Origin of the sequence: Kribbella sp. CCNWLW201 (assembly GCF_037203805.1) — a bacterium.
Classification (GTDB): Bacteria; Actinomycetota; Actinomycetes; order Propionibacteriales; family Kribbellaceae; genus Kribbella.
Window position 1 is genome coordinate 470082 of the sequence record NZ_JBBCBQ010000004.1, and the last position, 25299, is coordinate 495380.

At 68.1% G+C, this 25299-nt stretch carries 24 protein-coding genes; 17 read left to right on the forward strand and 7 right to left on the reverse strand.

What is annotated here, in order from left to right; genetic code table 11:
- Positions 1–129: 129 nt before the first annotated feature.
- Positions 130–966, forward strand: a complete 837-nt coding sequence (locus V9K99_RS20945; protein WP_337007291.1) for a phosphotransferase family protein — start codon at positions 130–132, stop codon at positions 964–966.
- A complete protein-coding gene (locus V9K99_RS20950) occupies positions 963–1856 on the forward strand; it encodes an NAD-dependent dehydratase (RefSeq protein ID WP_337007289.1) in 894 nt (297 codons plus the stop codon). The genes V9K99_RS20945 and V9K99_RS20950 overlap by 4 nt, the downstream gene beginning before the upstream one ends.
- Before the next feature lie 101 nt (positions 1857–1957).
- On the opposite strand, the gene V9K99_RS20955 is transcribed toward V9K99_RS20950, so the two are convergent.
- From V9K99_RS20955 to V9K99_RS20965, 3 genes are all read right to left on the reverse strand, one after another.
- Positions 1958–2965, reverse strand: coding sequence for a LacI family DNA-binding transcriptional regulator (locus V9K99_RS20955; protein WP_337007287.1), 1008 nt, complete (start codon positions 2963–2965; stop codon positions 1958–1960).
- Between the two features lie 69 nt (positions 2966–3034).
- Positions 3035–3994, reverse strand: a complete 960-nt coding sequence (locus tag V9K99_RS20960; protein WP_337007285.1) for a ribokinase — start codon at positions 3992–3994, stop codon at positions 3035–3037.
- Complete coding sequence (locus V9K99_RS20965) at positions 3991–4638, reverse strand: KpsF/GutQ family sugar-phosphate isomerase (RefSeq protein WP_337007283.1); 648 nt, start codon at positions 4636–4638, stop codon at positions 3991–3993. The genes V9K99_RS20960 and V9K99_RS20965 overlap by 4 nt, the downstream gene beginning before the upstream one ends.
- A gap of 240 nt (positions 4639–4878) precedes the next feature.
- Between V9K99_RS20965 and V9K99_RS20970 the strand changes: the two genes are divergently transcribed.
- The 4 genes from V9K99_RS20970 to V9K99_RS20985 are packed head-to-tail and all read left to right on the forward strand — an operon-like array spanning position 4879 to position 10066.
- Positions 4879–6258 (forward strand): ABC transporter substrate-binding protein, encoded by a 1380-nt coding sequence (locus V9K99_RS20970; protein WP_337007281.1) that lies wholly within the window; start codon positions 4879–4881, stop codon positions 6256–6258.
- Positions 6259–6293: 35 nt separating this feature from the next.
- Positions 6294–7214 (forward strand): carbohydrate ABC transporter permease, encoded by a 921-nt coding sequence (locus V9K99_RS20975; protein WP_337007279.1) that lies wholly within the window; start codon positions 6294–6296, stop codon positions 7212–7214.
- Positions 7204–8004, forward strand: a complete 801-nt coding sequence (locus tag V9K99_RS20980; RefSeq protein WP_337007277.1) for a carbohydrate ABC transporter permease — start codon at positions 7204–7206, stop codon at positions 8002–8004. Before V9K99_RS20975 ends, V9K99_RS20980 begins: the two co-directional genes overlap by 11 nt.
- Positions 8005–8017: 13 nt before the next feature.
- Positions 8018–10066, forward strand: coding sequence for a DUF4185 domain-containing protein (locus V9K99_RS20985; protein ID WP_337007275.1), 2049 nt, complete (start codon positions 8018–8020; stop codon positions 10064–10066).
- An 18-nt stretch (positions 10067–10084) separates the two neighbouring features.
- On the opposite strand, the gene V9K99_RS20990 is transcribed toward V9K99_RS20985, so the two are convergent.
- Positions 10085–10753: a maleylpyruvate isomerase family mycothiol-dependent enzyme gene (locus V9K99_RS20990; RefSeq protein ID WP_337007273.1), complete on the reverse strand. Its 669-nt coding sequence runs from the start codon at positions 10751–10753 to the stop codon at positions 10085–10087.
- A 113-nt stretch (positions 10754–10866) separates the two neighbouring features.
- On the opposite strand from V9K99_RS20990, the gene V9K99_RS20995 reads away from it, so the two are divergent.
- The 7 genes from V9K99_RS20995 to V9K99_RS21025 all read left to right on the forward strand — a co-directional run bounded on the left by V9K99_RS20995 (position 10867) and on the right by V9K99_RS21025 (position 17517).
- Positions 10867–11490 (forward strand): CGNR zinc finger domain-containing protein, encoded by a 624-nt coding sequence (locus V9K99_RS20995; protein WP_337007271.1) that lies wholly within the window; start codon positions 10867–10869, stop codon positions 11488–11490.
- Positions 11491–11500: 10 nt separating this feature from the next.
- Positions 11501–12187 carry a VOC family protein gene (locus tag V9K99_RS21000; RefSeq protein ID WP_337007269.1) on the forward strand — a complete coding sequence of 229 codons (687 nt, stop codon included), beginning with the start codon at positions 11501–11503 and terminating at the stop codon, positions 12185–12187.
- Positions 12187–13248 (forward strand): succinyl-diaminopimelate desuccinylase, encoded by a 1062-nt coding sequence (gene dapE / locus V9K99_RS21005; RefSeq protein WP_337007268.1) that lies wholly within the window; start codon positions 12187–12189, stop codon positions 13246–13248. The genes V9K99_RS21000 and dapE overlap by 1 nt, the downstream gene beginning before the upstream one ends.
- 64 nt (positions 13249–13312) lie before the next feature.
- Positions 13313–14182, forward strand: a complete 870-nt coding sequence (locus V9K99_RS21010) for a TIGR00730 family Rossman fold protein (RefSeq protein WP_337007267.1) — start codon at positions 13313–13315, stop codon at positions 14180–14182.
- Positions 14183–14260: 78 nt separating this feature from the next.
- Positions 14261–16498: a DivIVA domain-containing protein gene (locus V9K99_RS21015; protein WP_337336406.1), complete on the forward strand. Its 2238-nt coding sequence runs from the start codon at positions 14261–14263 to the stop codon at positions 16496–16498.
- A gap of 12 nt (positions 16499–16510) precedes the next feature.
- Complete coding sequence (locus V9K99_RS21020; protein WP_337007263.1) at positions 16511–16960, forward strand: SRPBCC family protein; 450 nt, start codon at positions 16511–16513, stop codon at positions 16958–16960.
- Positions 16957–17517, forward strand: coding sequence for a DNA-3-methyladenine glycosylase I (locus V9K99_RS21025; RefSeq protein WP_337007261.1), 561 nt, complete (start codon positions 16957–16959; stop codon positions 17515–17517). The genes V9K99_RS21020 and V9K99_RS21025 overlap by 4 nt, the downstream gene beginning before the upstream one ends.
- Positions 17518–17810: 293 nt before the next feature.
- Here V9K99_RS21025 and V9K99_RS21030 read toward each other — a convergent pair whose 3' ends face one another.
- The 3 genes from V9K99_RS21030 to V9K99_RS21040 form a co-directional block, all read right to left on the reverse strand.
- Positions 17811–19925 carry an alpha/beta hydrolase-fold protein gene (locus V9K99_RS21030; protein ID WP_337007259.1) on the reverse strand — a complete coding sequence of 705 codons (2115 nt, stop codon included), beginning with the start codon at positions 19923–19925 and terminating at the stop codon, positions 17811–17813.
- A 151-nt stretch (positions 19926–20076) separates the two neighbouring features.
- A complete protein-coding gene (locus tag V9K99_RS21035) occupies positions 20077–20868 on the reverse strand; it encodes an enoyl-CoA hydratase/isomerase family protein (protein WP_337007257.1) in 792 nt (263 codons plus the stop codon).
- Positions 20869–20901: 33 nt separating this feature from the next.
- Complete coding sequence (locus V9K99_RS21040; RefSeq protein ID WP_337007255.1) at positions 20902–21720, reverse strand: PaaX family transcriptional regulator; 819 nt, start codon at positions 21718–21720, stop codon at positions 20902–20904.
- A gap of 164 nt (positions 21721–21884) precedes the next feature.
- Here V9K99_RS21040 and V9K99_RS21045 point away from each other — a divergent pair, with 164 nt between their 5' ends.
- The 4 genes from V9K99_RS21045 (at position 21885) to V9K99_RS21060 (ending at position 25291) form a co-directional block, all read left to right on the forward strand.
- Positions 21885–22052 carry a DUF3117 domain-containing protein gene (locus tag V9K99_RS21045; RefSeq protein WP_012923066.1) on the forward strand — a complete coding sequence of 56 codons (168 nt, stop codon included), beginning with the start codon at positions 21885–21887 and terminating at the stop codon, positions 22050–22052.
- A gap of 129 nt (positions 22053–22181) precedes the next feature.
- Positions 22182–23699, forward strand: coding sequence for a leucyl aminopeptidase family protein (locus V9K99_RS21050; protein WP_337007236.1), 1518 nt, complete (start codon positions 22182–22184; stop codon positions 23697–23699).
- Positions 23700–23874: 175 nt separating this feature from the next.
- Positions 23875–24828 (forward strand): type IV toxin-antitoxin system AbiEi family antitoxin domain-containing protein, encoded by a 954-nt coding sequence (locus V9K99_RS21055; RefSeq protein ID WP_337007234.1) that lies wholly within the window; start codon positions 23875–23877, stop codon positions 24826–24828.
- Positions 24829–24982: 154 nt separating this feature from the next.
- Positions 24983–25291, forward strand: coding sequence for a hypothetical protein (locus V9K99_RS21060; protein ID WP_337007232.1), 309 nt, complete (start codon positions 24983–24985; stop codon positions 25289–25291).
- Positions 25292–25299 lie beyond the last annotated feature (8 nt).

Consider the following 25299-nt stretch of genomic DNA (forward strand, 5'->3'; position numbering starts at 1 on the left):
AGACGGCTCCAGACCTTCTTCACCCCGACCGGCATCCGAGCGCTCCCTTGGAAAGGCCTGTGAAACCCCGGGCGCGGGCGGGCGGCACGTGATGTACTGGTCGGCCGTCGTCGTGAAAGGGGTTTCCGGATGCGTCCCGCCTGGCTCGAGACCGTCGCCGTACCAGTTCTCCAGACAACCGAGGCGCCGGCGGTTGAGGCGTTGCATGGGGAGTTGCTGCGGGAGTGGGGTTCGTCGGAGGTGTGGCGGCTGTCGTACGGCCTGCGCAGCGTGATCGTGAAGCGTGGGACGGACGGCCAGTACGGCGAGGGCGCGATGTACGAGCGGTTCGTCGTCCCGCTGGATCTCCCAGCGCCTCGGCTGATCCACTCCGGCGACGGCGTTCTGGTGCTCGCGGATGTTGGCCGGGTGACGCTGGAGCAGGAGCCGACGGCCGAGGGGTTCGTGGCGGGCGCGGAGCTGCTCGCGACGATCCGGGGGCGATCGGTGGAGGGCCGGAGTGAGTTCTCGCCGGAGCGGGTGAAGGAGATGGCGGATCGGATCGGGCGGATCGGCTTCGACGTCGCTCCGCTCACCGAGGCGCTGGCTGGGTTGCACCGGGACGCGCCGACGGCCGTTGTCCACGGCGACTTCGTCCCCAAGAACCTGGTCACCGACGGCGCGCGCTGGACCGCGATCGACTGGCCGGGCGCCTACCTGGCCCCGCACCTCAGCGACCTGTACACGTTGATCCGCGACGCGGTCGCGCTCGGCCATGACCGCGAGCCGATCATTGCCCGCTACATCGATGCCACCGGCACCGATCGGGCCCTGGTGGAGCGTCAGGTGCTGGTCGGCGGCGGCTGCTTCTACCTGGTCGCGTTGAAGTTCATCGTCGAGGAAGGTCTGCGGACCATCCCCGAGTCGAAGAACTGGATCGACGGCCTGCTCGCCGAACTCGAGGACGTGGTCGGAGCGCTGGCGTGAAGCTCCTCGTCCTCGGCGGCACCAAGAACCTCGGCCGCCACGTGGTCGAGGCCGCTCTCCGCGACGGCCACGACGTGACGCTCTTCAACCGCGGCCGCACCAATCCGTCGCTGTTCCCGTCGGTGCGCCGGCTGACCGGCGATCGCTCGGCCCCGGATGCTCTGGCGGCGGGGGAGTGGGACGGCGTGATCGACATGTCCGGCTTCCTGGTTCACGACGTACGACGAAGTGCCGAACTGCTCCGGGATCGCGTCGGTCACTACACCTACATGTCGTCGATCGCCGTCTACGCCAGCAAGATCACTCCGGGGATGACGGAGGACGCGCCACTTCTACCCTGGCCGGACGGCGCGCCCGAGGACCACTTCACCATGGACCTCTACGGCCCTTCCAAGGTCCGCTGCGAATCGTTGCTCAAGGCCCACTTCGCCGACCGCACGGCCGTCGTACGCTCCGGCTTCGTCGTCGGCCCCTACAACCCGGACTTCGGCAACTGGGGCGAGGCGCTCGCCCACGGCAAGACGCTCGAATGCGCTGCCCGCCCCGACCAACCCATCCAGCACATCGACGCCCGCGACCTGGCCGCCTTCCTGCTCCACCTCACGGTCGACCAGATCCCCGGCCCGTTCAACGCCGTCAGCCCGTCCACCACCATGTCCGCCCTGGCCGACGCCTGGCGCTCCGCCGTACCTGATCCAGGGCCAGTGGACTGGTCACCGGCGGTGGATCGCTTCCACCTACCGCACGACGGCACCAACGACGGCACCTTCCAACTAACCAACACCCGAGCCATGACCGCCGGCCTAACCCTCCGCCCACCCCAAACCACAGCCCACGACTACATAACCTGGCTCCGCGAGGGCAACACCCCACCCCCACCCCCGCACTAACCACCTTGAGAACCCACCAACCACAAACCCCCCCGAAATCTGGTCGGTGGCTTCCCAAGGTCCCGGGAGCCCGCGGATGAGTCGCCGCGGAGCGGTGTTCTTTACTTCTTTTTCTTGCGGGGGGATGAGGTGGCGCGGATGTGGAGTTCGGTGCGGAGGGTGACGGTGGATGGGGGGCGGCCGGGGGAGGCTATCCGGTCTTTGAGTAGCAGGCCGGCGGTGCGGCCTAGTTCGTAGGTGGGCTGGGCGACGGTGGTGAGGCTGGGGACGACGAGGTCGGCCCAGGGGATGTCGTCGAAGCCGACGACGGCGATGTCGGCGGGGGCCCGGACGCCCTTCTTGGCAAGGCATTCGAGGGCGCCGACCGTCATCAGGTTGTTGGTGACGAACAGGGCCTCGGGTGGTTCGGGGAGTTCGAGCAGGCTCTCCATCGCGGCGTACCCGCCGGCCTCGCGGAAGTCGGCGTGCCGGACCAGCTCCTTGTCGTAGCGGATCCCGCCGGCCCGCAGTGCTGCCCGGTAGCCGGCCAGCCGGTCCATCGCCGTACTGACCTTGCGTGGACCGGTGATGCACGCGATCCGCTGGTAGCCGCCGTCGATCAGGTGCTTCACGCCCTCGTGAGCGCCGTGCTCGTTGTCGACCAGCACGGTGTCCGCTTCGACGCCGTCGACCCGGCGGTCGATCAGCACCATCGGGAGTTTCGCGTCCGCGAGTAGCTTCACGCCGTCCGCCGTACTGGTCGGGGAGATGACCACGCCGGCCATCTGCTCGGTCAGCACCGCCGATGCGTATGCCGCCTCCTTGGCCGGGTCCTCGTCGGAGTTGCACAGTACGACGTGATAGCCCTCGGTCTGGGCGACGTCCTCGAGGCCGCGGACCAGTGAGGTGAAGAACGGGTTCTCGATGTCGGAGATGACAACGGCCCACAGGTTCGTACTGGATTTGCGAAGGTTTCTGGCCACGCCGTTCGGGCGGTAACCCAGTTCCGCCACCGCGGCGCGCACCTTCTCGGACAGCTCCGGATCCACGTTCCGTCGCCCGCTCAGCACGCGCGACACGGTGGCCGGAGACACGCCGGATCTACGCGCGACGTCGTAGATCGTCGTCATGCCTGCTCCCCGCTGGAGTCCAGTTGATCGTCTGGATCGCACTCTAGCTCCGATCCGGGGAAAAGGATCTCACGAGGACGGCGGTCCGACGCCGAAGGCCGCCTCATCGAGGAGTGCAAGGGCAGCCAAGCGGTCGGGGGCGGAGTCGGCGGCGCCGTTCACGGTGGTCGACAACGCACCGGCCGCGTTGGCCAGTCGTACGGCGTCAACGAGCTGAGCACCCGATGCGAGTGACGCGGCCAGCGACCCACAGAAGGCATCGCCGGCGCCGACCGTGTCCACTGTTGCCACCCGGTGCGGCTCGATCCAGACCTCTTCCCGGGCCCGACGGTCGACAACAAACGCGCCACGCGATCCGAGGGTCACCACACAACCGAGCAGGTCCCACTCGTCCGCGAGTTTGCGCGCGATCACCGGCACCTGCGACTCGTCGTCGCAGTCCAGTCCAGTGAGCGCGGCCGCCTCGACCTCGTTCGGGACCAGGATGTCGACGTACGGCGCCAGCGAAGAAGAGACCGGGCCGACCGGCGCCGGCGTGAGGATCGTGGTGACACCCGCGGTCGAGGCGAACTGGAGGGCAGCTCGGCTCGCCTCGACCGGGAGTTCCAGTTGCACGCTGAGCACAGTGCTCGCGGTCAGTACGTCGGCCGCCGCTTCAACATCGGCGGGAGTGATCGCGGCGTTCGCGCGGGACACGATGATGATCGAGTTGCCGCCGTCCGGCAGGACCAGCGGCAGTCCGACCCCGGTGCCGAGCGACGGATGCCGGACGACCCACGCGGTGTCGACACCGTCGGACTCGAGTAGTTCAAGGAACTCTTCGCCGTACCGGTCCTCGCCGATCGTTCCGACGATCGCAGTCCGTGCCCCCATCCGCGCGGCCGCGACCGCCTGGTTGACGCCCTTGCCGCCAAGGAACTCCGCGAACCCGGTGCCGTGCAGCGTCTCGCCCGGCAATGGCCGCCGGTCCGCGGTCGCGACCAAGTCCTTCATGAACGAGCCGAGCACGCACACGTCGTACCGGCTCATGCGTCTTCCCCGAGGAGTCGCCGGCCGAGTGCGCCCGATGGATGGAAGCGGGCGAAGTCGTGGTGACTGAAGTCCCGCAGTACGACGAGAGCGCAGGCCAGTGCGTCACCCATCGCGAGCGCGGCCGTGGTCGATGCGGTCGGGGCGAGGTTCAGCGGATCCGCCTCGCGCAACACCATCGTGTCCAGCGTGTACGTCGAGATCCGTGCCAGCGTGGACTCTTCGTTACCGGTCATCGCGATCACCGGGACCTCGCGCTCGCGCACCATCCGGGCGAATGCGCACACCTCCGCGGTCTCGCCGGATGCGGACAGGGCCAGGACGAGATCGCGCGTCGTCACCGCACCGGAGTCGCCGTGTAGTGCGTCGCCGGAGTGGATGAAGGTGGCCGGCGTACCGATGCTGGCCAGGGTGGCGGCGATCTTCCGGCCGACCAGCCCGGACTTGCCGAGGCCCGTCACCACCAGGTGACCCTCGCAGCCGGCGACCGCGATCAGCACGTCCAGGAAGACCCCGTCCAGCCGGTCCGCCAGCGCCGACACGGCCGCGGCCTCGGTCTCGATCGCGTTCCGCGCCGCCTGCAGCCCCAACGCGACCAGATCCCGGGGTGCCTCGACACCGCCACGATTCGGCACAACTGGCATCAAGAACCCTCTCATCTCAGAAATCGATTTCCGCAGACTAGGCAGCGGGGTCGGGCAGTGTCAACGTCTGCACCCTCGTCGAAACCTCGCCCACACGGGGAAATCCGGGCAGTTGATCAGATCGACACCGGTCCGGCTCTTGACCGGCCAGATCGGCACTCGTAGATTGCGAGAAATCGATTGCCCTGAAAACGGTTCCAACCCGGTCGGCCGTTCGAGACAACACCCCTGGAGCACCTGATGGCCGCAACACCCTTCCCTGCCAGCGAGAACAGCCCTGCGACGCCGGTCAGCCGGCGGACGATCCTGCGCGGCGGACTCGGCGCCCTCGCCGCCTCGGCGGTCGGTGGACCGTTGCTGACCGCCTGTGGTGGTGACGAATCCGGCGGCAACGCCAAGGAGATGTCGTTCTGGAACTTCTACGGTCCGTCCGACGACCAGGGGCCGCAGAGCAAGTGGTTCATCTCCGTCGTCGACGAGTGGAACAAGAACAACGACGTCAAGGTCAAGCTGCGCTACATCCCCGGTAAGGACTACCTGAACGGCACCACCCTGCAGACCGCCTTCCAGTCGGGGCAGGGTCCGGACATCTTCCTGATCAGTCCCGGTGACTTCCTCCGCTACTACAACGGCGGCGTCCTGCAGGATCTCGGCTCGGCGCTGTCGGAGGAGTCCAAGGCCGACTACCTGCCCGGCCTGCTCGAGGCGCGCAGCGTGGACGGCAAGGTCTACGGCCTGCCGATGGAGATCGAGCCGCTCGCGATGTACTACAGCGAGACCGCGTTCGAGAAGGCCGGCCTGTCCGAGGCCGACCTGCCGAAGACGTGGGAGCAGACTCTCGCGGTCGCGGAGAAGTTGACCGGCAAGGACCGGTACGGCGTGATGTTCGAGACGCTGCCCGGTTACTACCAGAACTTCACCTGGTACCCGTTCCTCTGGCAGGGCGACGGTACGGCGATCAAGGACGGCAAGGTCGCGTTCGACTCGCCGGCCGCCGTACAGGCACTGAAGTTCTGGCAGGACACCATTCAGAACAAGGTGGCGCCGCGCAAGGCGCTCGGTGACGGTGGTGGTGACGTGGTGTCCAACCTCGGCTCCGGTGCGGCCGCGATGCAGCAGAGCGGGATCTGGGCGGTCGCGGACATGCGGGCCAAGGCGAAGAACTTCAAGTACGGGATCATCCCGCACCCGACGCCCGACGGCGGGAAGCCGGCCACCGACCTCGGCGGCTGGGCCTTCGTCGCCAACGCCAAGGGCAAGAACCCCGGGGCCGCGGCCAAGTTCATCGCGTGGGCACTCGGCTCGACCGATGCCGCGGGCGTCGAGCGGCAACGGCAGTGGAACACCGTGGTGAAGACCAACGTGCCGCCGCGCAAGTCGGTGCAGCAGGCCGCGGACGCCAAGGGCGCGTTCGCCGAAGGTGCGCTGAAGAAGTTCGTCAGCGAGATCGCGCCGACTGGCAAGCCGGAGCCGCGGTTCCCACCGGAGGTGTACCAGCCGATCGCCGACGCCATCCAGGCCTGCCAGCTGAACGCGGCCGACCCGGGGAAGGCAGCGGCTGATGCAGCGGCCCGGATCGACACGTTCCTGAAGACCTACCAGGGCGCGCCCATCAGCTGATGGTGACCACGACAGCTCCCCCGTCCAAGCCCCTGGTGAGGGCTTCGGCTTCCCGTGGCAAGGCTCCGCTGACCCGGAAACGGCGCGAGGCGCTGGCGGCGTACGCCTTCCTCGCACCGGACGCCATCGGTTTGCTGATCTTCGTCGCGCTGCCGATGGTGCTCGCCTTCGGGGTCGCGTTCTTCAAGGTCGACGGCTTCGGCAACTACCAGTACGTCGGTCTGGACAACTACAAGCTGATGGCCGGTGACGACCAGTTGTGGGCGTCGCTCAAGGTCACCGCGATGTACGTCGTCACGTTCGTACCGCTCGCCTTCGTGGTCAGCTTCGCGCTGGCGATGCTGGTCCGCAATCACTTCCGCGGGATCGGCTGGGTCCGGTCCGCGTTCTTCCTGCCGCACGTGGTCAGCCTCGTCGTCGTCGGTCTGATCTGGCAGTTCCTGCTGGTGGACAAGCGCGGTGCGCTCTCGAAGCTGCTGGCGCCGTTCGGCCTCAGCGACGTGTCGTTCCTCGGTACGCCGTCACTTGCCCTCGGCACCTATGTCGTGATCAGCGTCTGGTTCGTGATGGGCTACCAGATGCTGGTGCTGCTGGCCGGTCTCAAAGATGTCCCGAAGGAGCTCGAGGACGCGGCCCAGATCGACGGCGCGAGCACCTGGCAACGGTTCCGCTACGTGATCTGGCCGCTGATGCGACCGACGAGCTTCTTCGTGGTGGTGAACTCGACGATCGGTGCGGTCACCGGTCTGCAGGCGTTCGACCTGGTCTTCGTCCTGACCCACGGCGGTCCGGCCCGGGCCACCAGCACCGTCGTCCTCTACGTCTACGAGCAGGCCTTCACCTTCAACAACATGGGGTACGCCGCCGCGCTGACCACCGTGGTCGTCGCGATCCTGGTGGCCTGTACCGGCCTGATGTTCGCCTTCACGAAGGGAGGCCGTTTCGATGAGGACTAGATTCTTCTTCCCGGTCCTGGCCCATGTGCTGGCGATCATCGCGGTGGCGCCACTGCTCTGGATCCTGATCAGCGCGCTGAAGCCGGCCGAGGACGTGTTCTCGTTCGGCTGGCCGACGCGATGGACGCTGGACAACCTGCAGTACGTGCTGTTCAAGATCCCGATGCCGACGTTCCTGATGAACAGCGCGATCGTCTCGGTGGTCGTCACCGTGGTGGCCCTGTTCTTCCACTCGATGGCGGCGTACGCGCTGGCCCGGCTGCGATTCCCCGGTCGCGGGATCATCTTCTCCGGCATCATGTCGACGCTGCTCGTCTCGCTGCCGGTCATCCTGGTGCCGCTGTTCCTGGTGGCCAAGCAACTCGGTCTGCTGGACAGCTACGCCGGCCTGATCGTGCCGAGCATCTTCCATGCCTTCGGCATCTTCCTGCTCCGGCAGTACTACCTGAACATCCCGCGCGAGCTGGAAGAGGCCGCCGACCTGGACGGCTGCGGCTACTGGCGCCGCTACTGGAGTGTCATCCTGCCGCTCAGCCGGCCGGTGCTGGCCTCGCTGTCGGTGCTGTTCTTCCTGGCCAACTGGAACGCGTTCCTCTGGCCGCTGACCATCACCCGGAACCCGGACCTGCGGGTGATCCAGCTCGGCATGTCCGGCATGCAGGGTCAGTACGCCTCGGCGTGGAACCTCATCCTCGCGGCCGCCGTGATCGCGGCCCTCCCGACCGTCGTGGTGTTCGTCGCGGGTCAGCGCCGGCTGGTCGACGCGATGAAGACGACCGGTCTCAAGTGAAGGGCCTTGTTTCATGAAGCGTGGGGCTTTGCTTGCTGTTCTGCCGCTGGTCTTCGGGTCGGCGGCGCTCCTCGACCATTCCGCTGCCGAGGTGGTTGCCGACAGCACCTCGATCGGCACCGCCCAGGTTGAGTCCAAGGGGATGCCGAGCCAGAGTGACGGCGACCTGTGGCCGTCCTGCTGGGCCGGCAACGACAAGCTGTACGCCGCCAACGGCGACGGCAAGGGGTTCAGCCTGGACCAGGACTTCGCCGACATCGCGGTCAACGAGATCACCGGTTCCCCCGGAGACCTCTCCGGTACGACGATCTCGAAGGGCGACCAGGTCGGGTCGATCTGGAGTGGTGCCGGGTACAACCGCAAACCGACCGGCATGGTCTGTGTCGGGGACACGATCTACCTGGCGGTCCAGGATCTGGCTCTCGACTTCAACGACGTACCGGCGGCGACGATCCTCAAGTCGACCGATCACGGCCGGACCTGGACATGGGACAAGCACAAGCCGATGTTCGCCGATCACGTGTTCACGACGGTCTGGTTCGCGGACTTCGGCAAGGGTGGCGCGCTCGCGCCGGACGGGTATGTCTACGCCTACGGGCTGGACGGGAACTGGCGGGACTCGTTCGACGACACCGTCGCGGATCCGCAGAGCGTGTTCATGGCGCGGGTTCCTCGCGGCAAGGTCCAGGATCGTGGCGCCTGGGAGTTCTATGCCGGGGGCAACGATCGGGGCAAGCCGTCGTGGACGTCGAAGATCGGTGAGCGGAAGCCGGTGCTCACTGATCAGCGCCGGCTGTATGCGCAGACGTACGGGACGAACGCGTCGAACCTGAGTGTGATCAGCCAAGGTGGGGTCACGTACCTGGCGCAGCAGAAGCGATATGTCTACACGTCCTGGACGGAGTACACCTTCGAGTTCTACGAGTCGGCGACGCCGTGGGGGCCGTGGAAACACTTCCTCAGCAAGGACTTCGGCGGGTATCCGTGGTCGACCTCGAAGTACGGCGGGTACGGCGTGACGATCCCGTCCAAGTTCGTCCAGCCGGACGGGAAGACGATGTACGTGCAGGCGAACGTCTGTCCGTGCGGTGGTGGTGGGATCGGTACGTCGGTCTACAACTTCAACCTGCGCAAGCTCGTGCTGACGCCGTCCGTGCCGAGTGCGGCGAGCAATCTGCCTGGTGATGCCAACTTGGCGGCCGCCTCGACCGGCGCTGTGGCGATCTCCAAGTCGACGCAGTCGGGCAGCCGCGCGCTGATGAACGACGGTGCTCTGACCGGGAGCGAGACCGACTTCGATGACGAGGTGAAGGGCGCGTCGTGGTGGGGTTACACCTGGCCGGGAAAGCACAAGGTCAACCGGGTCGAGTTCACGTCTGGAGCGGTGTCGGCCGAGGGCGGGTACTTCACCGGCCGGCCGCGGGTCCAGGTGAAGGTCGACGGCTCGTGGGTGGAGGTCGCCGCGCAGACGGTCTCACCTGCTTATCCGGGTGACGCGTCGGCGGGTGCTAACACGACGTACACCATCACGTTCCCTGTGCAGGAAACGGACGGTGTGCGGGTGATCGGTTTGCCGGGTGGGACCCGCAGTTACACCTCGGTGTCCGAGTTGGCGGTCCGGTACGTCGCTCAACTCGCGGACGGTGGATTCGAGGGAACAGGCGGTGGCAAACCGGCGTGGCTCTTCGAGGGTACGGCGGCCAACGGTGTCGACCGCGGTCTCGGCTTCGCCCACTCCGGCGCCAACAACGGCTGGATCCGCTGCACCTGCACCGGCTGGAGCGCCCTCTACCAAACCGTGCCGGTCAACCCAGGAACGACGTACACCTTCGGCTCCTGGATCAACGCCTCCGCCGGCCTCCCCGCCGACCAGGGCCGCTTCGGCGTCCGCCTAGGCACCCAGGACCTCGCCTCGAAGACCTTCGGCGCCTCCACCGGCTACGTCCACCACGAGCTCACCGTCACAGTCCCACCCAACATCCACGAACTAACCGTCTACGCCGGCTTCAACGCCCCCAACACCGACACCTGGATCCAGGTCGACGACTTCACCGTCGAGTGATCCGCGGGCGGGTTGTTGTTAGGGCCAGGGGAGGAGGTTGGGGGTTGGGCCGGTGATTGGGGTGGGTGGGGTGCGGCCGGCGTACCACGCGGTGAGGGCTGGGAGGGTGCCGGTGAGGACGACCTCTTCGCCGGTGCCGGTTTCCCAGGTGGTGCCGTCGGTTGCGCGGAGGATCAGGTGGGTGCCTTCGGGGGCGCGGGCGCGGAGGAAGTCGAGGAGGTGGAGGCAGAACTCCTTCGGCCATTCGTCGGCGGTCGGCTCCAGGGCCAGATCGACGGTGTGTACGGCGAGTTCGCGCCAGGTCGCGTCGATCGCGGCGGCCAGGTTGCTGTTGCGGTGCATGACCGGGCGTTCCCAGTCGTCGGGACCGACCTTGTCCCAGGCTGCGAGCAGTGCGGTCGTCGCCTCGAGCACGTGCTGTTTCAGCTCGGCGGCAGAGCGGCCGGCGCCGGCTTCGATTCCGGCATCACGGGCCGGGCGCCCACCGTCGTACACCTCGACCAAGCGACCCTGGAGCGCTTCCTCCACCTGCCGCGTCATCGCCTCGGAGAAGTTCGCGATGTGCGTGATGACGTGCCCCCGGGACCAGCCGGGCAGCGCGGAGTCCGCGCGGGCGGTGTCGTCGTCGAGGTCTGCGAGCACAGAGTTCAGCCGCGCGGCGGCGGTCTTGACGTCGTTCAGGGCCACGAGCGCTCCTTGGTCCAGGGAAGTGAGCCTAACGGCAGATTCAGCCTTTCGCGTTAGAACAATATGACAAGCGATCACATGGCACCAACTGGATATCCCATTAGACTGCCGCCATGAGTGGGCTGGCCTTCGCCGTCGCGGCGACGCTTCGGCATGACGGGAACGGCAGTGTCGCGGACCTTCTCGCGACGCCTGCCCAGGCCGCAGCCTGGGTCGAGCAGCACCACGAACTCGTCACCGACGTACTCGGCCGGCCGCTCGAGGGTGCCGATGATGCGCGCGACGAGCTGCTGCGGATCCGTCGAGCGATCCGGACGCTGTTCGCGCGAGCGGTCGCGCCGGCGCCGCCGAGCAAGGCAGACGCGCACCTGTTGATGGATGCGGACGGCGCGCTCCGGATGGTCAACCGAGCCGCGGACCGGCTCGGAACGCTGCAGCTGGACTGGCCCGACGACGGCGTCCCGGTGACCCGATGGGCGGGTCGGACGGTCGACCCGGTGGCGCTGCTGGTCGGCGCGGTGGGCCGGTCCACGATCGACTTCCTCTCCGGTCCCGACCTGCCCCGGCTGCGCGCGTGCCCGGCGGCGCGGTGCGTCAGGTACTTCCTGCAGGATGACCCGAGGCAGACCTGGTGCTCCCCGTCCTGCGGCAACCGCGAGCGCGTCAACCGGCACTACCGCCGCCGTCACGGCGCCCCCAGCCAGTCAGAGTCAGATCCTGGGGGAGCCCGCGACTAGCCTGTGTGCCATGACCAGCGCCCGTTTCAAAGACTTGTGCGTGGACGTGTCGTGCCCGAGTGCGATGGTCGCGTTCTGGGGGCGGGTGCTCGGCTTGACCGCGCCCGCCGACAACCCGAACGTGCTGGTCGGCGACGTGCCGGAGAAGACCATCTGGATGTGTACGGTCCCGGAGCCGCGGACCGTCAAACAGCGGGTGCACCTGGATGTGCACACCGGCTCGATCGACGATCTGGTGCGCGAGGGCGCGACGGTGCAGAAGCCCGCGACGGGCGAGCAGCACTGGACCGTGATGGAGGACCCGGAGGGCGGTGAGTTCTGCGGCTTCGTCCGCGACACCGTCCCGGCGTACCGACTGATGGAGCTCGTGGTCGACTCGGCCGATCCGGAGGCGCAGGCGCGCTGGTGGGCCGGCGTGGTCGGCGGCGACGTTTCGAGTACGCCGGGCAAGCCGTGGTACTGGCTGGAGAACGTGCCGGGCCTGCCGTTCCCGTACTGGGTGTTCGTCCCGGTGCCGGAGCCGAAGACGGTGAAGAACCGGATCCACTGGGATGTCACCGCGCCCGCCCTGCAGCCGGTGCTCGACGCCGGTGCGACACTGCTGCGGCCCAAGGACGACGAGATCGGCTGGCATGTCTGCGCCGACCCCGAGGGCAATGAGTTCTGCGTATTCCTACCACCGGCAGAGGATTCCTGATGGGCAAGCTCGACCTGACCGCGTCCGGCCCGGACCTGACCGAGGCGCTGGTGAATCTCCAGTCGGTCAGTGGGACCGAGGAGGAGCTGGCGGACAAGATCGAGGCGGCGCTGTCGCGGTACCCGCATCTGAAGGTGTTCCGGCACGGGAACACCGTGGTCGCACGCACCGACCTCGGCCGGGACGAGCGGATCGTCGTGGCCGGGCACATCGACACCGTGCCGCTGAACGACAACCTCCCGGCCCGGCGCGCGGACGGCCTGATCCACGGGCTCGGAGCCTGCGACATGAAGGGCGGTCTCGCGGTCGGGCTCCGACTCGCGGCGACGTTGCCTGAGCCGAACCGGGACGTCACCTATGTCTTCTACGACTGCGAAGAGGTCGAGGCCGAGCGGAACGGCCTGTTCCAGCTGACCCGGTCGAACCCGGAGCTTCTCGAGGGCGTCTTCGCGGTCGTCATGGAGCCGTCGAACGCGGTCGTCGAGGCAGGCTGCCAAGGCACGATGCGGGTCGAGATCACCACGCGCGGCGCCCGGGCGCACTCGGCCCGGTCCTGGATGGGGTCGAACGCGATCCACGCCGCGGGCGAGATCCTCGCGCGACTGGCGGCGTACGAGCCGCGCCGGGTGCCGATCGACGGGCTGGAGTACCGCGAAGGGCTGAACGCGGTCGGCATCCACGGTGGTGTCGCGGGCAACGTCGTACCCGATCTGTGCACCGTCGAGGTCAACTACCGGTTCGCGCCGAGCCGGTCGGAGGCGGAGGCCGAGGCGCATCTGCGCGAGGTGTTCGACGGGTTCGAGTTGGCCGTCACCGACTCGGCGCCGGGCGGGTTGCCGGGGCTGGAGCGGCCGGCCGCAGCGGCGTTCCTGCAGGTGGTCGGCGGTGAGCCGCAGCCGAAGTTCGGGTGGACCGACGTCGCCCGGTTCACGCTGCTCGGCGTACCGGCGGTGAACTACGGGCCGGGCGACCCGCTGTACGCGCACAAGCAGGACGAGTTCGTCCCGGAGGCGGAGATCGAGCAGTGTGAACAGCGGCTGAGGGCCTGGTTGACGGCATAGGTACTCCTGGTGCCGGGCCTCGCCTCGGCAGGCCGCTGGTAAATGTCCGCACTAATCTGGAGGCATGGCAGAACCCTCGATCCACCCCGACCGTCCGGTCGGCCAGCAGCAGCGCGGCCCGATCGTGATGCGCCGCAACCAGGTGCAGCAATCCACCTCCGAGCAGCGGCTGCTGGACAGCCGTGGCCCGTCGGACTGGGTGCACACCGACCCGTGGCGGGTGCTGCGGATCCAGTCGGAGTTCATCGAGGGGTTCGGCATGCTGGCCGAGCTCGGCGCGGCGATCAGCGTGTTCGGCTCGGCCCGGACCAGGCCGGACGACCCGATGTACATCGCCGCCGAGGAGCTCGGCGGGAAGCTGGTCGGCGCCGGTTACGCGGTGATCACCGGTGGTGGACCGGGCGTGATGGAGGCGGCGAACAAGGGTGCCTCCGAGGCCGGCGGCGTCTCGGTCGGGCTCGGGATCGAGCTGCCCTTCGAGAACGGCCTGAACGAGTGGGTCGACGTCGGGATGAACTTCCGCTACTTCTTCACCCGCAAGACGATGTTCGTGAAATACGCCCAGGGGTTCGTGGTGATGCCGGGCGGGTTCGGCACGCTGGACGAGCTGTTCGAGGCACTCACGCTGGCGCAGACGCGGAAGGTCACGTCGTTCCCGGTCGTTCTGTTCGGTACGTCGTACTGGAGCGGACTGGTCGACTGGTTGCGCGAGACGATGCTCGCGGACGGGAAGATCTCGGCGGCCGACCTGGACATGTTCGTGGTGACCGACGACGTGGACGAGGCGATCAGCTACATCCTCAAGTCCGGCGAGCTGGCCGACGCGGCGGCCGAGGAAGCAGCGGCGGCGGCCGCCCGGGACGTGGCCGATGCCGACAACCCGGAGGCCCGCGAACGGCGCGAGGCGCACCGGCTCGGGTCGGACGGCAGCTGAGGTTTCGGACCTGGTTCGGGCCGAATCCGGCTCCGATTGTGCGGGTGACTTCGTCGGCATGGCACGATCGGTCCCGTGATGTGGTTCTTCGGGCTGGTCGTGGTGCTGTTGATCGGGGCTGTCGCGGTGGTCGCCTCGGGTCGTTGGGGTGCCATGAGTACGGCGTACGACGATCGGCCCGACCTCAGCGTCCCGGCCCGGCAGACGCTGACCGCTAGCGATATCGAGGCGGCCCGGTTCGGCGTCGGCCTGCGCGGCTACCGGATGGACGAGGTCGACTCACTGCTCGAGCGGGTCGCCCGCGAGGTGGCCGAGCGGGACCGGCGGATCGCCGACCTGGAGCGCGCGGTGTCGCCGATCATCGACGGGCCCGGGTTCTCGTCGAGCGGTGACTACGACCCGTCGGACTTCGACGACACCGGCGTACAGAAGCCGATCCTGGTCGGCGGGGACTTCCCGGAACCGGCCGGCGAGCCCGACACCGCGGAGCAGACCGCGGTCGAGGAGCCTGTCGACTCTCCCGCCGAGTCGGCGGCTGTTGCCGAGCAGGTTGTCGGGTCGGATGAGTCTGAGCCGGACACGCGGGAAGTGCCGGTCGCGGAGTCCTCTGGGGCGGGCGACGAGTACGAGCGTCTGCAGGCCGAGGCACGCGCCATGCTGGAAGCACAGTCCCAGCCCGGCACGCCCCGCAGCACGCCGTCAGCACCCTCGACACCGGATCAGGCGGGTTCCGCGGAGACCGACTCCCCTCAGGCGCAGGCAGCCGCCACGCAGCAGCCGATCGTCCTACAACAACCCGAGCCCACGCCGCCCCAACAGCGGCAGCCCGACCCGCAGCAGCCGGATCCCCGCGCACAGCCCGACCCCTACACGCCGCAGCAACCCGAGCCGTACGCACCCCAGCAGTCCGAGCCGAGCGCACAGCAGCAGTCTGACTCCCACACGCCACCGCAGTCCGAGCCGTATGCGCAGCAGCAGCCCAAGGCGTACGAGCGGCAGCAACCTGAGTCGCCCGCGCAGCAGCAGGCCGAGCCGTATGAGCAGCAAGCCGAGTCGTACGCGCCTCAGCAGCCCGAGTCGTTCGCGCCGCGGGGGCAGGAGCCGTACGTTGCTCAGCAGCCTGAGCTGTACCGGCCGGAGCAGTTCTCCGCGCAGCGGTCTTACGAGTCGCAGTCCTACGACCAGCAGCAGGCAGACTCGTACGACGCTCAGCAGCCACAGCCCTGGTTCCCGGCCGAGCCCGCGCCGTCCGCCGGCGCCCAGACGCAGGCAGCCTCACAGCCCGAGCAGCAGGCGACTCCGCGGCCCGACCAGCAGCCCGAGCCGCAGGTAGCTCCGCAGTCCGAGCCACAGGTGGGTCAGCAGTCCGAGCATCAGGCGGCTCCGGTTGAGCCTCAGCAGGCTCCGCCGGCGCAGAGCGCGCAGGCCGCTCCTGCGCCGCAGTGGACGCTTCCCGAGGCCGCCCCTCAGTGGCAGCAGGCGGCACCTCCGCCACCCGCTCAGAATTACACCGAGCAGCCACCGGCACAGGCGTCGTACTCCGAGCAGCCCCAGGCCCAGTCATACCCGGAGCAGCAGACCCAGGCCGAGTCGTACCCGGAGCAGCAGTCCTACGCCCACGAGCAGCCGGCTGAGCAGCAGCCGTACACCCAGCAGCCGGCCCAGCAGCCGTACGCTCAGCAGCAGCCGGCCCAGGAGCCGGTCGCGCAGCAGCCACCGGCGCAGGAGCCGTACGCTCGGCAGCAAGCGGCTGAGCAGCGGCCGGTGCAGCAGGAGGCTGGGGCGTTGTGGCAGCCGCAGGCGGCCGGGCCCGGCGAGGAGCCGTACATTCCTCTGCCGCCGACCCAGCAGCCCCCAGCGCAGCAGCAACAGCAGCAGACTCAGCAGCCGTCGACCGCGCAGCAACAGCCGGAGCACGGCCAGCAGTATCCGCAGCAAGCCCAGCAGCAGCCGCAACAGGCCCAGCAGTATCCGGAGCAGGCTCAGCAGGGTCCCGCTCAGAACGCGCAGCTCCCGCAGCAGGCCCAGCAGCCTCAGCAGCAGGGGCAGCAGGAAGGGTGGCAGTTCTGGCCGCCGGCTGACGAGCAGCCGGCTGCGCCCCAGTGGCCGGCTCAGGGGCAGCAGCCTGCGGGACCTCCGCAGAACGGCCAGGGGCATCAGCAGGGTGCCTACCCGTCACCTCAGCAAGGTGATTACCCGGCGCCCGACCAGGGCGACTACCCGACGGCCGAGCAGCGGTATGTGGAGCCTGAGCAGGGTCGGGAGCAGGACGGGTATCCGGCACCTGATCAGGGTGCGTATCAGCGGCCGAGCTGATCTGCTCAGCCGATGAATGCCCGCATCTGCCACGCCGAGGCGTCAATCGACCTGCCGCTCGATCCGCAGACCGCCTGGGACGTCGTCGTCGACTGGGAACGGCAGTCGCGCTGGATGCTGCTCACCCGCGTGTGGGCAACCGAGAACGACGGCACCGGGATCGGCGGTGGAGTCGCGGCACGAACTTCTGTCGGTGCCGTGGGGTTCACTGACCACATGGTCATCACACACTGGGATCCACCGCGCGAATGCACGGTGAAACACCTGGGCACCGTCGTCCGCGGTACCGGCACGTTCGCAGTCACGCCCACCGCAGGAGCCGGTAGCACGTTCACCTGGTCGGAGGACGTCGTACCGCCGCTGGGAAGGCTCGGCGTCGCTGTGTGGCCGGTGGTTCGGCTGGCGCTAGAGCTGACGATGCGGATGTCGTTGCGGCGGCTCGTGCGGGAGGTGGCGCGGTGACGGTGATCGGGTCGGACGGGCAGCCGCGGTGTGGGTGGGCGACCTCGGCGCCGGAGTACGTCGAGTACCACGACAACGAGTGGGGCAAGGAGATCCGCGACGACGTCGGACTGTTCGAGCGGATGACGCTGGAAGGGTTCCAGTCCGGGCTGTCGTGGATCACCATCCTGCGCAAGCGGGAGAACTTCCGGGCCGCGTTCGCGCACTTCGACCCGACGGTGATCGCGAAGTACGACGTCGACGACTTCGAGCGTTTGATGGCCGATCCCGGGATCGTCCGCAACCGGCTGAAGATCAACGCGACGATCTCCAACGCGCGTGCGCTGCTGGAGCTGGACGACGGCGAGTTCACCGAGTTGCTGTGGTCCTTCCAGCCGGCCGAGCGCAAGGCTCCGAAGACGCTCGCCGATGTGCCGGCCACCACGCCGGAGTCCGTCGCGATGTCCAAAGCCTTGAAGAAGAAGGGCTTTGTCTTCGTCGGCCCCACCACCGCCTACGCCCTGATGCAGGCGACAGGGATCGTGAACGACCACCTCTCCACCTGCATCGCCCGCTGATCTTCAGGGGGAGAGAAGCACGCGGCGACCTGCGTCGCGAGGTGGTCAACCTGTATAGCCCAGTAACTCGAACAGGCAGTTTTTAGAGCCGTTGATCCGATGCACGTGCAGCGGACATGTGCATCTGCAAGGCCTGCAAAAGAATGTCGAAAATGCCCCAAGACAAACGGCTGAACGAGTTGTGTTCCGGGCACTGAACGTGATGAGGTGTTCAGCGGGCTCCCCGTCTGTCAGGTGGTTGTCCGGCCGTGACTCGCCCGGCCGGAACGCGGCCGGGGAGCCCACCAAACTTTCTACGGCGCCTTGTTCTCGCCCTCCGCAGTGAAGGCCGTGCGGAACACATCCGTGTTCGTCAGCCCCGACACCTGGGTACCGGTTTGCGTCGTGGTCAAGTACACGTTGGCTTCAGCAAACGGGTCGGCCGCATCGTCGTCCGCCGTACCGAACTGTCGAGTCCACGTGCGGTTGTGGTCGGGGGAGTACTTCGTCAGGACGCCGTCGAACTTGCCGATGCTCGTCTCCAACGCGCCGTCGGTGAACCCGGCGACGTACACGTTCCCCGCGCCGTCGACCGCAACCCCAGCACCCTTGTCGTTGCCCGTCGTACCGAACTGATCCCGCCACGTCAGAACCCCATCCCCGTCGACGCGCGCAACGATGATGTCCTTGTCGCCGGCCAACGCACCCGAGAAGTCGCCCGCGCTGTAGCCCGCCAGATACACGCCGCCAGCGGGATCGGCCGCCAGCCCCCACACTTCGTCAGACGCAGCGGTCCCGAACTGCTTCAGCCACACCGCATCGCCATCAACTGAGTAACGCGTGACGAACCCATCGACCCCGCCCGCCGACGTGCCGAGAGCACCGGCCGTCATCCCTGCCAGGTAAACCGATCCGCCGGACACCGCGACCGCCATGCCCTTCTCCTCGCCGGCACTCCCGGCCTGCCGAAGCCAGACCTGCTGGCCCTCGCCATCCAGCCGCGCGAGAAACACATCCTTGTCACCCGCATTCGTCCCACCCAATGAGCCCTTGGTGTAGCCGCCGAGGTAGATCGCATCCCCGTCGACGGCCACCGAGTAGCTCCGATCAGCAACCCCGGGTACGCCGAACTGCTTCAACCATCGTTGATTGCCGGCAGCGTCGTACTGCACCGCGAACGCGTCATCCGTTGCGTTCCCCGCATGCGTGCCGTCGAGATTCCCGGTCGTGTATCCGGTCACTACGACCCGACCCTGCGCATCGACCGCCACGCCGTACGCGCGTTCCGTCCCACTCGTTCCGATCGAGCGCGTCCACTCCCGCGTCCCGTCCGATGCGTACTTGGTCAGCGCCACGTCCTTGCCACCCGCGTACGGCGAACCGTCCAGCGACCCCTCGACCGCGACCGCCTGATAGACGTTGCCTGAGGCATCAGTCGCGATCCCGCCGGCCCGGTCCTCACCGGCGGTCCCGGTGATCGTTGCCTTCATCGGTACGGCGGGCGGCTTGCCGACGTACTGGAAGATGTACTTCGCCCCGTCGGCGAACGTCGGCCCCCAGACGTCCCAGTCGTGCCCGCCGTCGACGACGCGGAACTCCGAGGTCAGGTTCGGCACCCGCACCGCCTGGTTGAACACGACGTGCGCCTCGAAGTCGAGGTCGTGGGTGTAGTCGGCCGGCTTCGGGTTCTTCCATTCGTCGTCGCCGACCGCGATGTAGAGATGCGACGGCAGGCCCCTCGCCGCGAACGACTTGAACGCGGCCGGATAGTTCAGCCGGAGGTAGACGGCCTCCGAGAACGGGTCCTTGCCTTTGCCGAAGGCACCGAACTCACGCGTGCTCGAGTCGGCCGGCGGCAGCGGGAAGTACACCGCCGGGCTGAGCGCGATCGACGCCCCGAACACCTCCGGATGCGCCATCGCGTATCGCAGCGCACCCGCACCGCCCATCGAGTACCCGGCCACAGCGCGCCCGTTCCGGTCCGCGATCGTCCGGTACGACGCGTCGACATGCGGCACCAGGTCACGGAAGAACGCCGTCTCGACCGGGCGGCCCGGATCCGTGCCGGTGTACGCCGAGTCGACGTAGTAGCTCGCCCGGTTGCTCCACGGCGCGTCTGGCATCACCGCGATCGTCGGCGGGATCTCGCCCGCGCCGATCAGCTCGTCGAGCCGGCTCTTCACCTGCGTCCAGGCCGCCATCGAGTCGCCCCGGCCGTGCAGGAGATAGAGGACCGGGTAGCGCCGGGTGGAGTCGGCGTACCCGGCCGGCAGATAGACGTTGTATTTGATGTCCTCGCCCAGCGTCGTCGACCGGACGCTCGCGGAGGAGATCACCCCAGGTTCGACCTGCGATTGAGCAGCCGAACCAGGTACGACGAGGCTCCCGACCAGGGCGGCGGTCAGGGCAGGCAGCAGCAGTTTCCTCACAAGGCTGTTTGTAATCGCTTACGTAAACGATTACAAGAGTGGCCGTGTGCCGAAGAACGGGTAGTAGTGACGGTCAGGGTGGTCGGTGGAGCGTGGCGGGCGCGGTGAAGGCCGGGTGGAAGCGACCACTACCCGTTCGTCGGTACGCGGATCACCGCCCGTTGAACGTCGGCTTCTGCTTGGCGACGAAGGAGGCGACGGCGTTGCGGTGGTCCTCGGTGTCGCCGGTGAACTGCATCTTCCCGGCCTCGAACACCAGCGCCTCGGCCAGCGTGTGGGTCGCCGAATACCCGAGCGACTGCCGCACCGCGCCGTACGCGACCGTCGGTCCGGCCGCCAGCTTCGCCGCCAGCTCGTCGACCGCCGCCGTGAATTCCGCCGCCGGTACGACGCTCGTCGCCAGGCCGAGCGTCAACGCCTCGTCGGCGGGAACCGTCCGCGGGAAGTACAGCAGTTCGAGCGCCTTCGCCTGCCCGATCAACCGGGGGAGGGTCCAGGAGATCCCGGTGTCGCAGGACAGTGCGATCCCGGTGAAGGCCAGGTTGAACCCGGCCGTGTCGGCCACCACCCGGAAGTCGCACGCGAACGCGATCGACGCGCCGGCTCCGGCCGCGACTCCGTTCACCGCGGCGATCACCGGCTTCGGCATCTCGGCCAGCGCCAGCGCGATCGGCGCGAAGTGGTCCGGCACCGTGCTCCACAGCGCGGCCGTGTCGTTCGCCTCGAGCAGGCCGATGTGCTCCTTCAGGTCCTGCCCGACGCAGAACGCCCGCCCGGTCCCGGTCAGCACGACGACCCGGACCGAGTTGTCCTCGGCGGCGGCCAGGATGGTGTCGCGGAGCAGAACCTTGGTCGGTGTGTCGAGCGCGTTCATCGCGTCCGGCCGGTTCAGCGTGATGGTGGCTACGCCATCGGTCAGGGCGTAGGTGACGGAGTCACTCATCGTGGTCAGCTCCTCGACAATCGGTGAAGAATTTCAGTGATAGGTCAGGCAGTTGTCGACGAAACGCCCGGCCGCGGGGCTCAGACGTTCGGCGTGGAAATCGAAGAACGCGGCGGCCCTGGTGCCGGCCCAGTTCTCCGGCAGCAGCTCGGCCGGCAGCCCCGGATCCAGGAACAGGAACTTGCGCCACTCGTGCACCAGTTCCGACCGGACGGCGAACGCCTGCTCGTCGGACGTGTCGTCGCCGGCCGTCTCGACCAGCGCCTTGGCCTCGATCAGCCAACTGTCGTACGACGCGCCGAGCTCGTCCAGTTTCCACACCCGGCGGGCGAACTCGACCGCGCCGTCGTCGACCGGCGCCCGGAACCGATCGGCCGCGATGCCTTCCATGCCGAGGATCTGGTCGACCTCGGCGTCGTTGCGCAGGCCGACCCAGGCGCCGTCGGACAGCGGAGCCCAACCCAGAAAGGCGAGTTGGCTCGCCAGTTGCTCACGGCGACGAGCGTTCGGGACCTCGCGAAGGATGCCCAGGTGCCAGTGCCGGTCCCAGTCGCCGGAGGTATTGCCGCCGGTGCTGGGGCCGTCGCCCTCCGGCGCGGTGCGGTAGATCCGCGCGGCGGCGTCGTCCAGCCGGCGACGCGCCCGGGACGTCAGCGCGTAACCGGGCTGCCCTTCGATCCGGACCGGTTCCAGCCAGCCCTGGCGGACCATCCGCGAGACCGCGGTGCGGACCGCCGGAGGGTGGACGCCGAGCGGCGCGAGCAGCCGGACCAGGGCCGCGACCGGGGCTCGCGCACCACGCGCGCGCAGGTGGTCGCCGTACAGGTCGAAGAGGGCTGAACGGGCGTGCACGTGCCTGAGTCTGCCGTATGGTGCGCGGCTCTGGCCTGTGATCGGGAATAATGGGTCCTGATACACACTGCGATACGCGCCGACGGCGCATCACCGCACGGCGCCGGAGACGGTACCCAGTGCGGTGTCGTCGCTCAACACCGACACTGGGAAGGGGTGCGCGCATGGCGGCGATGAAGCCGCGGACGGGCGATGGTCCGCTCGAGGTCACCAAGGAGGGGCGGGGGATCGTGATGCGGGTTCCGCTCGAGGGCGGCGGTCGACTCGTCGTCGAGTTGAACGCCGACGAAGCGACCGAGCTCGGCAACGCGCTCAAGGCCGTCGTCGGCTGAGCGAATACTCCCCGGGGTGCACCTCGCACTCCTACATATCTACGCGACCCCGGTGGGTGCCTTTTGCGGCACCGGCCGGGGTCGTTACGGTTGCCCAGGCATCTTTGATCAAACAGTGAGGTCCTTCTCGTGGCTCGCCGCAGTAGCAAGTTCGCGTTCCCGACTCTTCCGGCCGTGGCCTGGCAGCCCGGTCTGCCGGTGCACGGTGCCCCGACCTGGGTGATCGTGGTCGGCGAGAGCGGCCTGCCCGCTGCCGCGAAGGACGCCGGGGAGCGGCTCGGGGTCGACCTCGGCCGGCTGCTGGAGGCACAGCGGGCGACCGGCTTCACCCCGACCGCCGGTGCGACCGTGGCGTACCCGCTGCTGACCGGTGAGGTGACCGAGATCCTGCTGGTCGGGGCCGGCGACGGGACCGCCAAGGACCTGCGACACGCCGGAGCCGCGATCGCGAGATTCGGCCGCGGCAAGGACGAGCTCACCACAGTAGTTGCCGACGGCATCGATGACGCGACACTGCAGGCCTTCGCGGAGGGCGTCGTACTGGGCTCCTTCACCTACACGCTGAAGACGGTCGACCCGGGCAAGCCAGTGGTCGCGCGCGTGACGGTGACCGACGGGTCCGACGACGACCGGCAGGTCGAGCTCGATCGCGGCGTGGTGATCGGGCGGACCGGCTGGCTGGCGCGGCAGTTCGCCACCACACCGTCGAATGAGAAGGATCCGGCCTGGCTGGCCGCCCGCGCAACGGAGCTGGCTGCCGAGTCCGGTCTCGAGGTCACGGTCTGGGACGAGAAGAAGCTGGCCGCGGACGGGTTCGGCGGCATCCTCGCGGTCGGCAAGGGTTCGACCAGGCCGCCGCGGTTCATCCGGCTCGACTACGTCCCGGCCGGTGCGGACGACGACACGCCGTACGTCGTACTGGTCGGCAAGGGCATCACCTACGACACCGGCGGTCTGTCGCTGAAGCCGCGCGAGGGCATGGTGTCGATGAAGCGCGACATGACCGGTGGCGGATCGGTGATGGCGACCCTGGCCGCGCTACGCGAGCTCGGTGCGCAGGTTCGCGTGACCGGCCTGATCTGCGCGGCGGAGAACATGCCGTCCGGTACGGCGTACCGCCCGGACGACGTGATCCGGCACTACGGCGGCCGCACCACCGAGGTGAAGAACACCGACGCCGAGGGCCGCCTCGTCCTCGCCGACGGAATCGCCTACGCAGTCAAGGACCTCGAACCCGACGTCATCGTCGACGTCGCCACCCTGACCGGCGCGATCAAGGTCTCCCTCGGCGCGATGCTGTACGGCGGCCTGTTCGCCACCGACGACGCGCTCGCGGACAACCTGGCCGACGCAGGCCGCGTGTCGGGTGAGGAACTGTGGCGGATGCCGCTGCCCGCCGAGTACCAGGAACTGATCGCGACCCCGATCGCCGACTCGGTCAACAGCTCGAAGGGCCCCGGCTCGATCACCGCCGCCTTGTTCCTGAAGGCCTTCGCCGGCGACATCCCCTGGGCCCACCTCGACCTCTCCTCGATCGCCGAGTCCCCGGCCGACCGCTTCGAATACTCCATCGGCGCCACCGGCGCCGGCGCCCGCCTCCTCACCACCTGGCTGACCTCCAAAACCCCCACAGCCGGCATCGGCTAACCACCTCCGCCGGCTCACCTGACCCCCCTTTGGTGGGCTGACCCACCAGAGTGTGGGTTCGCACCCCGGAATTTGGTTGGCCAACCCACGCTCGGGTGGGTAGGCCCACCAGCGGTTATCCACAGGGCTGGTGATGGGGGCGGCGCACGAGGGCGGGAAGACCGATGCTGGCTGGGTGAACCCAGAGCTGAAGCGGATTGCGAGCGGACAGGGCGGCGTGGTCAGCACCGGCCAGGCGACGACGGCCGGATACACCAAGGAGCAGATTCGCGAGCGTCTGGCCGATGGCCGGTGGGAGCGAGTGCGGTACGGCCAGTACGCCGAAAGGATCGATCTCAGCGGTTTGGCGCCGTGGGATCGACGGGTGGTGCGTCATCGACGGCTCGTTCACGCCGCGGTGAACTCGATGCTGCCGAACTCGGCGGTGGTGAGCCATCATTCGGCCCTGGTCATGCATGGCATACCGGTGTGGCTCGCTGATCTCGCCGAAGTTCAGCTGACCCGGATGAGCGGGCGCAGCGGGTTGAAGGCCGGAGTCAGACACCATCGCGGAGAGCTCGATCACCCGGACATCACGTGGGTGGATGGGCTGAGCGTGACCTCGATTGCGCGTGCCCTGGTCGAAACAGCCGATCGGACGTCGTTCGAGGCAGCCGTGGTCAGCGCGGACGCTGCCTTGCGTCGTCCAGAGGTGAGCGACGATGATCTCCGCCGCCTGCTCGAGGCGACCGAGTACTGGCCGGGAGGTCCGACGATCCGATCCGCGTTGGCCTTCGCCGATCCCCTCGCTGAATCCGTGGGTGAGTCCCGGCTGCGAGTCCTGATGCGCAACGAAGGGCTGCCTGCACCGGTTCTCCAAGCAGTGTTCGAAGACGGCGATGGCTTCATCGGTCGAGTCGACTTCTACTTTCCTGATCAGAACACAGTCGTCGAGTTCGACGGATTGGTGAAGTATCCCGACGGTTCGCGGGAGGCACTGATCCGGGAGAAGGTCCGGGAGGATCGCCTTCGCGCCTTGGGATTGGAGATCGTACGGATCACCTGGGACGATCTCGCCCACCCGGCCCGTACGGCGATGCGCATCCGCCAGGCGTTCGACCGTTGCCGCCGTCTCCATCTCGCTGGCTGAGCTACCGGACTGTGGGTTGGCCAACCAGAATCCGGGGTGCGAACCCGCGCACTGGTGGGTCAGCCCACCAGAGGGAGCGGCCGGGTTCGGGCGTTTCGGGTGTTGCGCGAGTACTGCGCTGACGGTACTGCCGGGGCCGTGGCAGGGAGGTGGGGTGGAGGTTGGGGAGGTTCGTGGGATCGCGCTTGCGCTTGAGGGGGTGAAGGAGTCGCGGGCGGGGGGATTGCTGCGGTGGACGCTGGATGGGCGGCTTGTGGCGCGTCAGTACGACGAGGCGTCGGTCGTGATCCGGATCGGGTTTGACGAGCGGGAACGGCTGCTGCGTTTGTATCCGGAGCTGTTCTTCGTGCCTCCGCGGTTCGACGCGCACATGAAGGTTGTGCTTCGGCTCGCGGACGCTGAGCGGGGCGTTGTGGAGTCCGCGTTGCGCACGGCTTGGAACTTTCAGCGTGACGCCGATTGAGCGTGCAG

Bases quoted from the DNA above. Each gene is read 5' to 3' on its own strand.
- V9K99_RS20995 (WP_337007271.1), top strand. From the start codon at position 10,867: ATGAGTGGGCTGGCCTTCGCCGTCGCGGCGACGCTTCGGCATGACGGG.
- V9K99_RS21035 (WP_337007257.1), bottom strand. From the start codon at position 20,868: ATGAGTGACTCCGTCACCTACGCCCTGACCGATGGCGTAGCCACCATC.
- V9K99_RS20985 (WP_337007275.1), top strand. From the start codon at position 8,018: ATGAAGCGTGGGGCTTTGCTTGCTGTTCTGCCGCTGGTCTTCGGGTCG.
- V9K99_RS21015 (WP_337336406.1), top strand. From the start codon at position 14,261: ATGTGGTTCTTCGGGCTGGTCGTGGTGCTGTTGATCGGGGCTGTCGCG.
- V9K99_RS20980 (WP_337007277.1), top strand. From the start codon at position 7,204: ATGAGGACTAGATTCTTCTTCCCGGTCCTGGCCCATGTGCTGGCGATC.
- V9K99_RS21020 (WP_337007263.1), top strand. From the start codon at position 16,511: ATGAATGCCCGCATCTGCCACGCCGAGGCGTCAATCGACCTGCCGCTC.
- V9K99_RS20970 (WP_337007281.1), top strand. From the start codon at position 4,879: ATGGCCGCAACACCCTTCCCTGCCAGCGAGAACAGCCCTGCGACGCCG.
- dapE (WP_337007268.1), top strand. From the start codon at position 12,187: ATGGGCAAGCTCGACCTGACCGCGTCCGGCCCGGACCTGACCGAGGCG.
- V9K99_RS20945 (WP_337007291.1), top strand. From the start codon at position 130: ATGCGTCCCGCCTGGCTCGAGACCGTCGCCGTACCAGTTCTCCAGACA.
- V9K99_RS21010 (WP_337007267.1), top strand. From the start codon at position 13,313: ATGGCAGAACCCTCGATCCACCCCGACCGTCCGGTCGGCCAGCAGCAG.
- V9K99_RS20960 (WP_337007285.1), bottom strand. From the start codon at position 3,994: ATGAGCCGGTACGACGTGTGCGTGCTCGGCTCGTTCATGAAGGACTTG.
- V9K99_RS21000 (WP_337007269.1), top strand. From the start codon at position 11,501: ATGACCAGCGCCCGTTTCAAAGACTTGTGCGTGGACGTGTCGTGCCCG.
- V9K99_RS21045 (WP_012923066.1), top strand. From the start codon at position 21,885: ATGGCGGCGATGAAGCCGCGGACGGGCGATGGTCCGCTCGAGGTCACC.
- V9K99_RS20955 (WP_337007287.1), bottom strand. From the start codon at position 2,965: ATGACGACGATCTACGACGTCGCGCGTAGATCCGGCGTGTCTCCGGCC.
- V9K99_RS20965 (WP_337007283.1), bottom strand. From the start codon at position 4,638: ATGCCAGTTGTGCCGAATCGTGGCGGTGTCGAGGCACCCCGGGATCTG.